Raw genomic sequence first — 13,055 nt, 5'->3', positions numbered from 1 at the left:
TGCCGACCTCGTCGCCGCCGCCGCCCGCCAGGAGAGCGCCCACCGGTAAGGCGTCGGGACCGGCGGCTCGCCGAAGGAGCGGCCGGGCCAGCTCGGCCCGTTGCGCCCAGGCGCGGCCCGTTGCGCCCCGGTGCTGGGCGTTTACGGTACGTCGGCCTGGACGACCGTACCCTCCCCCTGGATGGCCAGGGTGCGCTCGTCGGCGCCGACGAACACGGCCTGGCCGCGCGTGAGCTTCTCCCGCCCGACCGGGGTGGTGATCGTTGTGGTTCCCTCGGTTGCCAGTACGATCCGTGGCCCGCGGCCCGGCACCAGGGTGGGCCCGTCTGCGGGGACCACGGTGGTGACCAACAGTTCGAAGTCATCCACCGGCGCGTAGTAGGCGCGGGTCGCGCGGGAGAGGTACTCGGGGGCGGGGCGCACCGGCGGCGCTGCCACGTAGTCGACGCAGGCGAGCATTTCCGGGACGTCAACGTGTTTGGTGGTGAGCCCCGCCCGCAGCACGTTGTCGGAGGAGGCCATGATCTCAATCCCTAGGCCGGTGATGTAGGCGTGCACACTGCCCGCGGGCACGAACAGGGCCTCACCCGGCCGCAGCGTGACAGGGTTGAGCAGCAGGGCCGCGGCGACACCCGGGTCGCCGGGGAAGGCCCGCGCCATGCTGATGACGTTGGCGTCCACCCGCCGCGAGGGAGAGGCACCCGCCGCGAGCCGGGCATCAATCTCGGTCACGAGCTCCGCGATCTCCTCCGCCGCCGGGCGGGTTGCGGCGGACATGAGATCGGTGAACACCTGCCGGATGCCGAAGCGCGTCGGGTTCAGGCGCAAGGTGCGCCGCATGCGGCGGGCCAGCGCGGAGTCCAGGTCCGCCAGGACCTCCGCCGCGCGTCGCGGTGCGCGGAAGCCGGCAACCGCCTCGAAGTGGGTGAGCGCGAGCACCATCTCCGGCTTGTGGTTGGTGTCCTTGTAGTTGCGCACGGGGCTGTCGCGTGGGATGCCGGCCTCGTTCTCCAGCTCATGCCCCTCGACGGCCTGCTCCAGTGAGGGATGCACCTGCAGGGACAGCACCCGCGCGGGGGCGATGAGTTTGAGCAGGTAGGGCAGCTTGGGGCCGAAACGCCGCACGACGTCCTGGCCGAGCAGGCGCTGCGGGTCGGAGTCAATGAGGGCAGCAAGGGTGCGGTCGCCGGCGCGGGTGGGTCCGGCCGGGTGGGCTCCGAACCATTGCTCGGCCCAGGGCTCGCCGTCCGATTCGACGCCGAGGAACTCGGGAATGACCTCGGGTGAGCCCCAGTCGTAGCGCTGGCGTGCGCCGTCAAGACGTTCCATGGGCGCCAACGGTAGCGGACCGGACCGGTGGTGGCAGGAGTCTGGGCGGGCTGGTGTGACACGTACATAAAAACCCGTCCGCCTCAGTTGCGGCGCCGATGGGTGTTGATGGGCCAGACTGTGCCCATGCGAGGAATCATCCTGGCCGGCGGCTCCGGCACGCGACTGAACCCGATTACGCTCGGCACCTCCAAGCAACTGGTGCCGGTCTACGACAAGCCGATGATCTACTACCCGCTGAGCACGCTCATGCTCGCGGGCATTCAAGACGTCCTGGTCATCACCACCCCGCACGACGCGGCCAGCTTCCACCGGCTGCTCGGCGACGGCTCTCAGCTGGGCGTCAACCTGTCCTACACGGTGCAGGAGGTCCCCAACGGTCTGGCGCAGGCCTTCGTGCTGGGCGCCGACTTCATCGGCGACCAGGCAGCCGCCCTCGTGCTGGGCGACAACATCTTCTACGGGCCCGGCATGGGCACCCGACTGCGGCGTCACACCAGCCCCGACGGCGGCGTCGTCTACGCCTACCAGGTCGCCGACCCGAGCGCCTACGGCGTGGTCGAGTTCGACGCCGATTTCAAGGCCATCTCCATCGAGGAGAAGCCCGCCCAGCCCAAGTCCGACTTCGCGGTGCCCGGCCTGTACTTCTATGACAATGACGTCGTCGAGATCGCCAAGAACCTCACCCCCTCTGCGCGCGGCGAGTACGAGATCACCGACGTCAACCGCACCTACCTCGAGGCCGGCCGACTCACCGTGGAGGTCCTCCCCCGCGGCACCGCCTGGCTCGACACCGGCACCTTCGACTCGCTGGCCGACGCCACGAGCTTCGTGCGCACCGTCCAGCACCGGCAGGGCCTCAATATCGGTTGCCCGGAGGAGGTCGCCTGGCGCATGGGCTTCATCGACGACGACGGTCTGCGCCAGCGCGCCGAGCCGCTGGTCAAGTCCGGCTATGGTCAGTACCTACTCGGCCTGCTCGAACGCGGACGGCGCTAACGGCGCTGGCGCCCGCCCCATCCCACGAACCGCATCCTTACACCATTTGGACGAAAGACCCATGACTGACACCACCGGTAGTACCGACCGCACCGACGCCACGGACAAGGGCATGGAGCTGCTCAAGCCGCTCGGCGTGGAGACGACCCCGATCCCTGGCTTCCTGCGCATCGACCTGACCGTGCACGGGGACAACCGCGGCTGGTTCAAGGAGAACTGGCAGCGGGAGAAGATGACGGCGCTGGGGCTGCCGGACTTCGGACCGGTGCAGAACAACATCTCCTTCAACGACGAGGTCGGCGTGACCCGGGGCATTCATGCCGAGCCGTGGGACAAGTACGTCTCGGTGGCCACCGGCCGGGTGTTCGGCGCCTGGGTGGACCTGCGCGAGGGGCCGAGCTTCGGCACCGTGTACACCACCGAGATTGATCCGTCGGTGGCGGTGTTTGTGCCCAAGGGCGTGGGCAATGCCTACCAGACCCTGGAGCCGAACACGGCCTACACCTATCTGGTTAACGACCACTGGTCCGCCGATGCCCAGTACACCTTCCTCAACCTCGCCGACGAGACCGTCGCCGTGCCGTGGCCGATCCCGCTGGAGGAGGCGATCCAGTCCGATAAGGACCGGGCCCACCCGCGCCTGGCCGACGTCGTCCCCTTCCCCGCCGATGACGCCGTTCCCTCCGTGGCACCGGGCAGGCGCGTCCTGGTGACCGGATGCAAGGGACAGCTGGGTCGCGAGCTCATGAAGCAGCTGCCGCAGGCCGGCTACTCCCCCACCGGCGTGGATCTTCCGGAGGTCGACATCTCCGATGCCGAGGCCATGGCCGCCTGGGACTGGTCCGCCTACGACATCATCATCAATGCCGCCGCCTGGACGAACGTCGACGGTGCGGAGACCACCGACGGGCGACGCCTGTCCTGGCGCGCCAACGCCACCGGGCCGGCCAACCTGGCCCGCGAGGCGGCCCGTCACGGGCTGACCCTCGTACACATCTCGAGTGAGTACACCTTCGACGGCGAGCTCGAGCCCCACACCGAGGCCGAGGCGCCCAGCCCGCTCGGGGTTTACGGGCAGTCCAAGGCGGGCGGCGACGCCGCCGCCCAGGCCGCCCCGAACCACTACCTGGTGCGCACCTCCTGGGTGGTGGGCGACGGCAAGAACTTCGCTAAGACCATGGCTTCCCTAGCCGCGCGCGGTATCGCCCCGAAGGTGGTGGACGACCAGACCGGCCGGCTCACCTTCACCACGGACCTGGCCGCCGGCATCATCCACCTGCTGCGCACCGGCGCCGAGTACGGCACCTACAACCTCTCCGGGGAAGGACCCGTGGTCTCGTGGTGCGACGTCGCCAAGCGGGTCTTCGAACTGGTGGGTCACAGCGCCGACGAGGTCACGCCGGTGACCACCGCGGAGTACTACGCCGGGCAGGACGGCATCGCTCCGCGGCCACTCAAGAGCGCCCTGGACCTGAGCAAGATCGAGGCGACCGGCTTCACGCCCGCGAACTCGATGGAGCGCCTGGACGCCTACGTGCCGACCATCGAACTGTGAGGGCGTGAGCAGCCAGCGGGGCGCTAGTCATCCGAGTGGTGACTGGCGCCCCGCAGTGCTTTTTCTAGGCAATCCCTCCAGCGGTACCGCGTCGGGATCTTCCTAGCCTGCCAATTCGGACTACTGCCACCGTCCACACCACGAGCGCTGCACACAGCAAGAGGGTTGCGAGCACGGGCCAGGCCGGGAATCCTCCAGCAGGCGCGGCAAAGCCTTGCTGGGCCTGCTGCCACCACCAGGGCACGAAGAACAACGCCCACACGGCGAACCAGACGCCGGTGACGATCCCGGCCAAACGACGTGAACAAGTCAGTCCGCCTGCCATCACAATCGCCAACGTGAGCAGCGTCGGCAGCAGATAACGCGGGTGCAGACCGCCTCCCCCGGCCGAATACTTCAGCTGCATCGCCACTATGAGCATGGCCTCGGTACCGAGCAGGCCGGCCACGGCCAGGTCCGCCCGCGTCACCCGCTGACGCGCAATCGCCGCGGCGCCTGCCCCAAGTCCACAGATGGCGGGCAACACGATGAGTACCAGTCCGATCCGACCCAGTGCTGGAACGGGAACGAATAGCGACATCAGACGCTGCCAGGTCTCGGGGCGCATGATGAGCTCGGCCACCGAGATCTGGACGGTGTTGAAATGCTCGGCCGCCCATTCCGGGTGCCCGCCGGTGATCGTGCCGGTCAGACGCAGATTGCGCAGGTAGAACCAGCCAGAGGAGAGCACGACCAGCAGGCCCACGCCAACGCCGTTGACCAAGGAAGTCCACCGCCCCCAGCGATCTCTCCCGGGTCCCCGCACCATCCCCTCAGAAACGATTGCGAGCATGCAGACGGCGACAACCACCATCAGCGACAAACGGGTGAGCAACGCGGCACAGCACACGACGGCGAGCAGAGCCCAGCGACGCCGTGACGGACCCAGCCGGATGAATAGGCACGTGAGGGCGATGCAAGCAGCCATGAGCAGAGTTGCCAAGGTGTCGTTGTAGACGGCCCCCGAGACCCCCAGCATCGAGCAGCACAGTGCAGCGATCAATGTCGCGACAGGAGCGAGTAGCTGATTGTTGGGAAAGGCGACCCGCGCCGCGTAGCCAATCATTGCTACGGCCGCGGCGCCAAGCACCACGTTGACCGCCCTGGCAGCAAGGCCTGCGACAAGCACCCCAAAGGAGTCTGTCAGCGGACCTGCGAAGGGGGCCATGATCAGATAGAAGAGCGGCGGGTGTTGGGAGACCGCCTGCACCGACAGAGGCGTCTTGGGGCCCGAGCCCGGAATGACAGGACCTTCGGAGAAGTCAGGCCAGTGCCCGTGCCAGAGCTGGAAGGCATAGTCGAGATGATTGACCTCGTCAACGCTGCCGAACAGTGGTATCAGCAAAGCGCGGCCCGCGGCACACAGTATGAAGCCCACAACCACCAGCCGTTGGATTCTCACGGCTCCTGAGAAACCTGCCGCCCAGGAAGGGGAGTCGACGTCAGCCCCCGCGCCCGGCGCGCTGTTCCGAGTTCTCGCATGTCGCACCGGCTCACCATAGGAGGTTGCAACCCGCCGCGTCGTCACAGTCACACAAACGTGACCCGCGCCCCGCTACTGTGGGCAACTCGGCCGAAACCAGGGCTACGTTGCCGCCTGGATATGCAGCCAAAACCGGTGCCGGTCCGCTAGCCTGCCTGCATGCGTATTTCCGTCATTGGTTGTGGGTACCTGGGTGCCGTGCACGCGGCGTCAATGGCCGAGCTCGGTCACACAGTGGTCGGCGTCGACGTCGATGCACGCAAGGTCGAGCTGCTGTCCCAGGGCAAGGCCCCCTTCTTCGAGCCTGGATTCGAAGAGGTCCTGCGCCGCAACGTGGAGGCAGGCCGCCTGACCTTCACCACCGACTACGCGGCCATCGCCGGCGCACAGGTGCACTTCATCGGCGTGGGCACGCCGCAGTCGGAGACGGGCGCCGCCAACCTCACCTATGTGGACGCCGCGATTGAAGGCATGCTGCCTCATCTGGGTCAGTGCACCGACGGCCCGGAAATCGTCGCCGGCAAGTCGACCGTCCCGGTGGGGACCGCCGCGCGCCTGGCCGAGCAAATCGCCCCCACCGGCGTGACGCTGGTGTGGAACCCTGAGTTCCTGCGCGAGGGCTTCGCGGTCAAGGACACGCTCGACCCCGACCGTATGGTCTACGGGCTGCCCGAAGACGAGCGGGCCGCAGCAGACGCGCAAGCAGTCCTGGATGAGCTGTACCGGCCCATTATCGAGGCGGGTAAGCCCCGGCTGGTGATGGATTATCAGACCGCGGAACTCGTGAAGATCTCCGCCAATGCATTCCTGGCCACCAAGATCTCCTTCATCAACGCCATGGCGCAGATCTGCGATGCCGCTGGTGCCGACGTGACCGCCCTCGCCGGTGCCATCGGGCTGGACGACCGTATCGGCAAGCGCTTCCTGCGCGCCGGTATCGGCTTCGGCGGCGGCTGCTTGCCTAAGGACATCCGTGCCTTCCAGGCCCGCGCCAACGAGTTGGGGGTCGGTGAGTCGCTCGGCTTCCTGGCCGAGGTGGACAAGGTGAACGACGCCGTGCGTCACTCGGTGGTGGACACCGCCAAGCGATTACTGGGCGAGAACCTTGCCGGCATCCGTGTGGCGGTGCTCGGCGCCGCGTTCAAGCCCGACAGCGACGACATGCGCAATTCTCCCGCACTCGATCTGGCTCGAGAATTCACCGATCTGTCCGCTTCGGTAGTAGTCATGGACCCGGCGGCGAGCCCGATCCTGGCCGATCGTGAGGGACTGCCCTATGAGATCGCGGACTCCATCGAGTCGGCGCTCCAGGGCGCGGACCTGGTTGTGCTCGGCACCGAGTGGAAGCAGTTCACCACTTTCGATCCTGCCAAGGCGGCCGAGCTCGTGGCACGGCGCATCGTCATCGACGGGCGCAACGCGCTACCGCGCGAGGACTGGAAGGCCGCAGGCTTCGCCTACGTGGGTATCGGGCGGCGCTGAGCCACGGCCGAACCCCACCCGGTCTCCCCAGCAGCATCCGTTCGGCGACTACTCCCGCGAAGTCGCCCACCAGCTTTGGTCTGGCGGAATCCGCCTGCTCGGCTGCAATGCCTCAGCGCCCGGCTTCGGCCTGGATTGTGGTGAGCATGGCAAACCGGTTCAGAACGAAGCGACCGTCCAGCTGACTGCGTTCATCCCATCGCTCGTCGGGACCAGGACCGTGGTGCCGTCAGGCGAGAGCGCCGGGCGCGAGTAGCCAATCGCCTCGCCGAGCCAGACCAGTCCCGTTCCGTCCCAGGCTACGGCGTACATGTCGGCCTCCTGCCCGTCCGAGCCAGATCCCCAGGCAAAGCGGGCGTCACCTGCCGAACCGACGATGATGGTCGACGGCGTGTGCAGCCAGGTTGTTGGTGCCTTCTGTCCCTCATCCCACAGACCGATGTAGGTTCCCGTTCCCGCGGTTGTTGACGAGACGGCAACGGCTCGGTGGTCCCCGGCAGCCCACAGACCCGCGATCTGCCACGACGAGTCCGCAGATGTGACCGACAGGATCGTGTCGACCGTCTCCGTCGACTGCTCCCAACGGGCGAGTGTCGTCAGCGCACCCTCGGCATCTGGCACCGCGAAGAGAACGCCGCCGTCAACGGCGGCGGGAAGGTCGCCGCTGGCGACGACGGTGGCAGGCTTCCCCCCATTGAGCGGGTAGCACAAGACTTGCCGCACCCAGATATCACCGACCGCGACTCCGGATGCCCAGTACACACTGCTGCCGTCCGTCGTAGGCACGACCTCGAGCGGTCCCACGGGTGTCTCAGTGGTTCCGTTCAATTCCTCGGCAGAAGCGACAAGAACAGCTTCCCCCTCCTCCGCCCTGCGGTAGACCCACAGCTGCCAATTGTCCATAACAGATGAGGTTTCCGAATCGGTACTTACCGTGGCAGACCGCCACACAATCCAGTCGTCAGTAGCGGAGCCGTCCTGCGGCTCAAAGTAGTCGGCCGGATCAACGACATCGGGAGGCTCAGGGGTCAGTGTCTCGGCTCCAGCGGCGGATATGACGGCAGGGGCGTAGGACATGAGCACGTTCGGATTGGAGCTCACGGATCCGAACACCTCGGAGGCAGAAAGCGGCAGCACGCCGATCTGGGCGTAGTCTCCACCAAAAGTCCACTGAGGTGAGCAGCCCGCCGGTTGTGCCGTCTGCTTGACCTCTATCGGGGTGACAGTCACCGACGTGCCGACCAATGAAAACGGCAAGGTGGAGACGTATTTCGTCCCGGTGGCGGTGGCGCCGTGAGATGAAGCAGCACCGGTGCCTGCTTTCGTCGGCTCGGTTGCCACCCTGCCCCGACTGCAGCCGCCAACAAGTATCCCGGAGAAGACACCGATGGCGGCGAGAACCTGACGCCTACTGGGCATCCGTATCGTTGTCATGGTCTGCCCTTACGATCACGGGGTGAAAATTCCGATGTGCTGGCGTCCGTCGTTGACGTACTCGTACTGGAGAAAATTACGAGTAAACGTTGTCAAAGACGGATACCAGAATTTCTGCGAAGCACCACCCCAAAGCGTCGCACCAGGGTCGGCGAATTGCACCGCATCGGTTTTCGCGTTATAGCCGGTAACAACCATGACGTGCGAGAACGTTGAGTTGCTATGACCGTTAAAGTGCGGGCCTCCACGCCGCTCCTGCTCGTCAACAGCCACCGGATACCCCTTCGCGAACGACTGCTTAACCTTCGTCTGCACTACCGAGGGAGTCGGCGTATGGATCGTGGAGTAAACACTCTTGCCGAGCCATGCGTTCATGCCCTGCTGGAACTTGCGGTCGTGGAAGGAGGTATACCCATAGCGCCGCGTAGACATCGCAGTTGCAACATTTTCAATGGTCAAAGAAGCGCCGGTAGCCTTCGATTTACCGGCATTTTTGTAACGCAAGATCATATAACCCGAGGTCGGTCCGCAGAAGAAATTATTCGGCTGCCCGGCCCAGGTGATATTGAAGGTAAACAGAGTCTGAACGGGCTTAGCGGCCGGCGGACGTCGCAGCCCGAAAGTGTCCCTGCCATCACCGTCCCAATCGCCCACCAGAACGAGGTCTGTGGCCCGCCCGTAGGACAGCAGCTGGTCGGCTTTTCCGCCCGCCATCGAGTTCTTTATATGGAATACGTTGCCGCGCCGCACGGCGAAGGTGTCCCTGCCATCGCCATCCCAGTCACCGGCATATACCTCGTCGCCCGCACGCCCATATATAATGACCACATCCGCCGGGCCGCCCGCGAGCGTATTGGACACATGGTATTCTTTTCCGCGGCGGACAGCTAAGGTGTCCTTCCCATCACCGTTCCAGTCACCGATCATGACTTGGTCCGCAGCACCTCCGTAGATTATTTGTGTATCCGCGATTCCCCCACGAAGGCAGTTGAGGATGAAATACTGGTTCCCGCGGCGTACCGCGAGAGTGTCCTTCCCATCACCGTTCCAGTCACCAACGATGACCTGGTCCGTAGCACGTCCGAAAATGATGACGACGTCCGCTGCACCGCCAGACAGACTGTTCGAAAAGAAGTAGTAATTGCCGCGGCGGACAGCTAAGGTGTCCTTCCCATCACCGTTCCAGTCACCGACCAGCGCCATGTCATTGGCGCGACCGTAGGTGATGACGGAGGTCGCCTTGGACGTGAAAGTATTAGCGAAGTAATAGGTACTGCCGAGGTTCTTCTCCGTACCGCGAGCGTTGGAGGCGCCTGCAGCCACCCCGCTGGGCACGGCGCAGCTGGCTTCCGTCTCCTCCGGAGTTGTCATCATTAGCCCTGTTCCAGGGTCATCGCCCGCAGTGTCGGGAGGTAGGACGCTCTCGCTCACGCCCGGAGTCGCTTCGGAGGTTGCTTCCGTGGGCACAGATGTCTCCGTAGGCGTCGACGCGGTCTGCGACGGCGCAGTTGCATCCCGCGGATCATCTGGACCCGCCGTCGCGGTCCCGGTTGCCGTAGGCGTCGCCGTCGTCTCCACAGCGGGATCGGCAATGGCGATCGGAGCTAGAAGAACTAGCGAGGCGATGAGGGACAGCACAACAGCGCGTGGTGCCCAAGGGGCGTAATGCCGCATGGGGAAGAACCTGCCTGGAATGGGCGAGTAATAACCTAAGTCAGGCTACCGCACAGCCTTCTTCCAGCATGCTTCAATACCGTTTCAAAAACGAGGGCATGGCTGCACGAGTGAGGGCTGTCTCGTGCGCACCGGGCCGAAGGAGATGGCCGGGCGGCCCCGGCCTTTGGCATCGTTCAGGCCGCCGCTCAGCACCAAACGGCGTCCCGGAGAGCAAGCAGGAAAGTCCGTCCGAAGCGCGTGGTCGGCTCCAGTACGGCGCTCTCCGCCCACTCATTCCACGCATTGATAAAGACCACGCGGTGCTCCGGATCCCGAGACATCACCGAGTCGATGAGTCCTGCCACCCAGCGACGGAAGGTGTACGGGTTCGAGCCGTACCACGTGTCCGCCGTCCACTGGCGACGCGCCGTGTTGTCGAAGGCGACCATAGCTCCCGGATACTCGCTGTCATCGAGCGTTCCCGACAGTGCCAACGACGCTTTGACGGTTTCCTGGTAGCTCATGAAGTTACCGCGCCAACGCGAGTCGAGGCCAACCTCAGTCGCAGGGCCAGCCACCCAGGGCAGGTTGTGCGGGGGGAACTGGAGAGTGCCGTCAATGCCGGTCTCGCTGCCAAGGGCCTGGATGCCGTCAAACTCCTCCGCCACTGCCACGGCAAGCACGTACAGTTCCCCGACTCCCGCCTCACGGGCCTTCTCGCGCCAGGTCGCGACCACATCCGGGAAGTTGGTCATCTGTGCCGGGCGATAAACGGCGAGAACGGCTTTACCGTCGATACGCATGTAGCGCGGGTCAAGCAGGAACTCCATGACGTCGTCGATGAAGGTCTCGGCCGGAACCTTGGTGTAATCCTGGCCGACGAGGATGTCCGCGGCTCTTCCATCCCAGCGACGCGTCCAGTTCTCATTCGCCCACATGATGCAGTAGGGCTGATCAAGGTCGGATGCGTGCAACCGCTCAATCGGAACATTGAGTAGTCTCTCGCCGGAGAACCAGTAGTAGTAGTACATGAAGCCGGCGATGCCGTGATCGCGAGCCAGAACGGCTTGCTTGCGTCGAACCTCATCGTTGGCAAGGTCGTAAAAACCGAGCTCGGTCGGCAGCTTCGGCTGGTAGTGCCCCCGGTATCCCGGGATCGCCGCGGTGACATTCGACCACTCGGTGAATCCCTGCCCCCACCAGCGGTTGTTCTGCGGAGAGTCGTGGAACTGTGGCAGGTAGAAGGGGATTACTTGGGCGCGCGCGTATCGGCCTGCGCCTCGTGCGAAGCGTGTATATGCGTCAGCAACGCGTACGTCCTGCTTCCCGAGTTCAGCCACCTCGGCCATTCGCAGGCCCGCTTCCTCGGTCAGGATACCCAGCAGGCGCTCGACGGCGTGAGCCGTGGTGGCGTCGACCTGTCCATTCTCCTCGTCGAAGTCTGCGTGCTGCAGGTTGAGCGCGCGCAGCCCCTGCAGTACAAAGCCACGAATCCAGTACATGGACCCCGACGCGAAGCGCAAGGCGTCTGGGTCATCCAGCGACATTTCTAGCCTGCGCAACAGTTGCTCGACGATGTGCCGATCCCCGCCCCAGAACTCGGGGCCAACCACGCAATCGTCGGCGGTAACCAGACCCAAGGAGGAGTCTGCGGCGAAGGCGTTGAGAATATCCTTCACCCGCTGCTCCGATCCGAGCAGGTCACTCAGCAGCTGGTCCTTCCAACCGGCGCCGTCGCCGGCGAGCTCCGCATGATCCTCCCGCCAGGGGCTTCGCTTCGTATGTACCTTCAGCACGATGTCATACGGGTCGAGGAATCCGGCGTTGATCAGTTGTACGGTCGGGAAGATGTCCCGCCCATGGTTGGCCACCTCGACGACGGATACGTGTCCCAGATGCGGCAGCTGTTCCCGTGGAACAGATAGCTCCTGCTGGGAGGCGTTGGTGATGAACAAGTCGAAGTCCACAGGGATGACGCTCAGGTGCTCGAACAGCTCATCCATGAGCTCCGGGTAGAAGCAGTGGATCACCACGGCGACCCGCGCCGGATCCTCATTGACCAGCGACTCGTCCACCCGCCAGTGGTCCGGGAACCCGGAGTTCTGGCGTCCCCCCAACCGTGAGACGTACTCGTTGAAGTCCGCACAGTGCTTGCTCTGATAACCGTGGATGCTGCCGCTGACGACCAGGTTGGCGAGGGCATTGCGTCCCCTGGCCGCGAAGTAGCTAGCTCGTCGTACGAGCCCGGTCTTGGTGACTTTGGTCATCACAGGTCCTTACCACTCGTTGACGTCGGTTCCGAACCGCCGCCGGATGTACTGAGCTGCCTCGGCTGCTTCCGCCTCGGTAGACGGATGGGTCATGATGGTGCGCTTGAGAAACGGCACGCCAGACTCGATGAGGTTCTTCCAGCCATCGACAGTAGGGTTTCCGTAGGGCACTCCCAGCTCCGGGCCAGTCACCCACACCTCGCTCGAGTAGCACTCGGCGAAGGCTAGCCGGGATACTCCGATCTCATACGACATGACGACGTCGTCCTTGCCGGGTTCCACACGGACGGCGTTGAAGAAGTCGCACCACGGCTGTTCGTCCAGTATTCCGCCCCTGAAGGACAGGAAAAAACTCTGAATATGGTGGGCGAACTGGTACGAGGCGGTCAGGCCGCGAATATCCGGACCGGGCGCTGCGGCCCACTCCAGCAACTCGTCGATCGGGGCGAATGGGCCCAGCAACGAGTCGTTTGTGAGCAGCACCGTCCCGGCGGCGCGCAGCTCGGGGAAACACCCCAGCGCGGTGGCCCATGACCCGAAGTCGTAGCCAAGGTTTGGCCGTCTAATGATCATGGTGTCCGCCGGGATCCCCGCCGGGAACTCCAGTGGTTCGGCAGCCTCGCAGGTCGAGATCACGACGGTCGCATATCCTGCGGCGTCCAACCGCAGCAGGTACTCGGACAGCGATTTGGGTTGAAGCGGGCCGATGGAGAACTGAGCCACCAGCGCCACTCGGTCGGAGCTCACGACGGTGCTAGGCCTGCCGCGTTCGATGTGCACACGCCCTTGAGAAACCTCCGATACTAGC

9 protein-coding genes are annotated in these 13,055 nt (G+C 64.9%); 3 read left to right on the top strand and 6 right to left on the bottom strand.

Annotation, left to right across the window (positions count from 1 at the left end):
- Nucleotides 1-141: 141 nt before the first annotated feature.
- Nucleotides 142-1,329: a mannose-6-phosphate isomerase, class I gene (gene manA, locus RWX45_RS12220; RefSeq protein WP_316023993.1), complete on the bottom strand. Its 1,188-nt coding sequence runs from the start codon at nucleotides 1,327-1,329 to the stop codon at nucleotides 142-144.
- Nucleotides 1,330-1,455: 126 nt separating this feature from the next.
- Between manA and rfbA the strand changes: the two genes are divergently transcribed.
- On the top strand, nucleotides 1,456-2,328 hold the full coding sequence (rfbA, locus tag RWX45_RS12215) for a glucose-1-phosphate thymidylyltransferase RfbA (RefSeq protein ID WP_316023992.1): 873 nt from the start codon (nucleotides 1,456-1,458) through the stop codon (nucleotides 2,326-2,328).
- A 112-nt stretch (nucleotides 2,329-2,440) separates the two neighbouring features.
- Nucleotides 2,441-3,883 (top strand): bifunctional dTDP-4-dehydrorhamnose 3,5-epimerase family protein/NAD(P)-dependent oxidoreductase, encoded by a 1,443-nt coding sequence (locus tag RWX45_RS12210; RefSeq protein WP_316023994.1) that lies wholly within the window; start codon nucleotides 2,441-2,443, stop codon nucleotides 3,881-3,883.
- Nucleotides 3,884-3,947: 64 nt separating this feature from the next.
- On the opposite strand, the gene RWX45_RS12205 is transcribed toward RWX45_RS12210, so the two are convergent.
- Nucleotides 3,948-5,324, bottom strand: a complete 1,377-nt coding sequence (locus RWX45_RS12205; RefSeq protein WP_316023991.1) for a hypothetical protein — start codon at nucleotides 5,322-5,324, stop codon at nucleotides 3,948-3,950.
- 240 nt (nucleotides 5,325-5,564) lie between these two features.
- Between RWX45_RS12205 and RWX45_RS12200 the strand changes: the two genes are divergently transcribed.
- The gene (locus tag RWX45_RS12200) at nucleotides 5,565-6,887 is read left to right on the top strand and encodes a UDP-glucose/GDP-mannose dehydrogenase family protein (protein ID WP_316023990.1); all 1,323 of its coding nucleotides are present in this window, start codon (nucleotides 5,565-5,567) and stop codon (nucleotides 6,885-6,887) included.
- A 159-nt stretch (nucleotides 6,888-7,046) separates the two neighbouring features.
- Here RWX45_RS12200 and RWX45_RS12195 read toward each other — a convergent pair whose 3' ends face one another.
- The 4 genes from RWX45_RS12195 to RWX45_RS12180 form a co-directional block, all read right to left on the bottom strand.
- Nucleotides 7,047-8,306: a hypothetical protein gene (locus RWX45_RS12195; protein WP_316023989.1), complete on the bottom strand. Its 1,260-nt coding sequence runs from the start codon at nucleotides 8,304-8,306 to the stop codon at nucleotides 7,047-7,049.
- A gap of 30 nt (nucleotides 8,307-8,336) precedes the next feature.
- Nucleotides 8,337-9,752, bottom strand: coding sequence for a C39 family peptidase (locus RWX45_RS12190; protein WP_316023988.1), 1,416 nt, complete (start codon nucleotides 9,750-9,752; stop codon nucleotides 8,337-8,339).
- Nucleotides 9,753-10,183: 431 nt separating this feature from the next.
- Nucleotides 10,184-12,244: a glycoside hydrolase family 99-like domain-containing protein gene (locus RWX45_RS12185; protein WP_316023987.1), complete on the bottom strand. Its 2,061-nt coding sequence runs from the start codon at nucleotides 12,242-12,244 to the stop codon at nucleotides 10,184-10,186.
- A 9-nt stretch (nucleotides 12,245-12,253) separates the two neighbouring features.
- Nucleotides 12,254-12,994 (bottom strand): rhamnan synthesis F family protein, encoded by a 741-nt coding sequence (locus RWX45_RS12180; RefSeq protein ID WP_316023986.1) that lies wholly within the window; start codon nucleotides 12,992-12,994, stop codon nucleotides 12,254-12,256.
- Nucleotides 12,995-13,055: the final 61 nt, after the last annotated feature.

The organism is Actinomyces sp. MRS3W (assembly GCF_032465695.1).
Classification (GTDB): domain Bacteria; phylum Actinomycetota; class Actinomycetes; order Actinomycetales; family Actinomycetaceae; genus Actinomyces.
The sequence above is the reverse complement of the archived record's forward strand: the minus strand, read 5'-3'. Positions and strand labels throughout refer to the sequence as shown.

What these genes read in the sequence shown, in the direction of transcription:
- RWX45_RS12195 (WP_316023989.1), bottom strand. Translation starts at nt 8,306, where the DNA reads ATGCCCAGTAGGCGTCAGGTTCTCGCCGCCATCGGTGTCTTCTCCGGG.
- RWX45_RS12200 (WP_316023990.1), top strand. Translation starts at nt 5,565, where the DNA reads ATGCGTATTTCCGTCATTGGTTGTGGGTACCTGGGTGCCGTGCACGCG.
- RWX45_RS12185 (WP_316023987.1), bottom strand. Translation starts at nt 12,244, where the DNA reads ATGACCAAAGTCACCAAGACCGGGCTCGTACGACGAGCTAGCTACTTC.
- manA (WP_316023993.1), bottom strand. Translation starts at nt 1,329, where the DNA reads ATGGAACGTCTTGACGGCGCACGCCAGCGCTACGACTGGGGCTCACCC.
- rfbA (WP_316023992.1), top strand. Translation starts at nt 1,456, where the DNA reads ATGCGAGGAATCATCCTGGCCGGCGGCTCCGGCACGCGACTGAACCCG.
- RWX45_RS12210 (WP_316023994.1), top strand. Translation starts at nt 2,441, where the DNA reads ATGGAGCTGCTCAAGCCGCTCGGCGTGGAGACGACCCCGATCCCTGGC.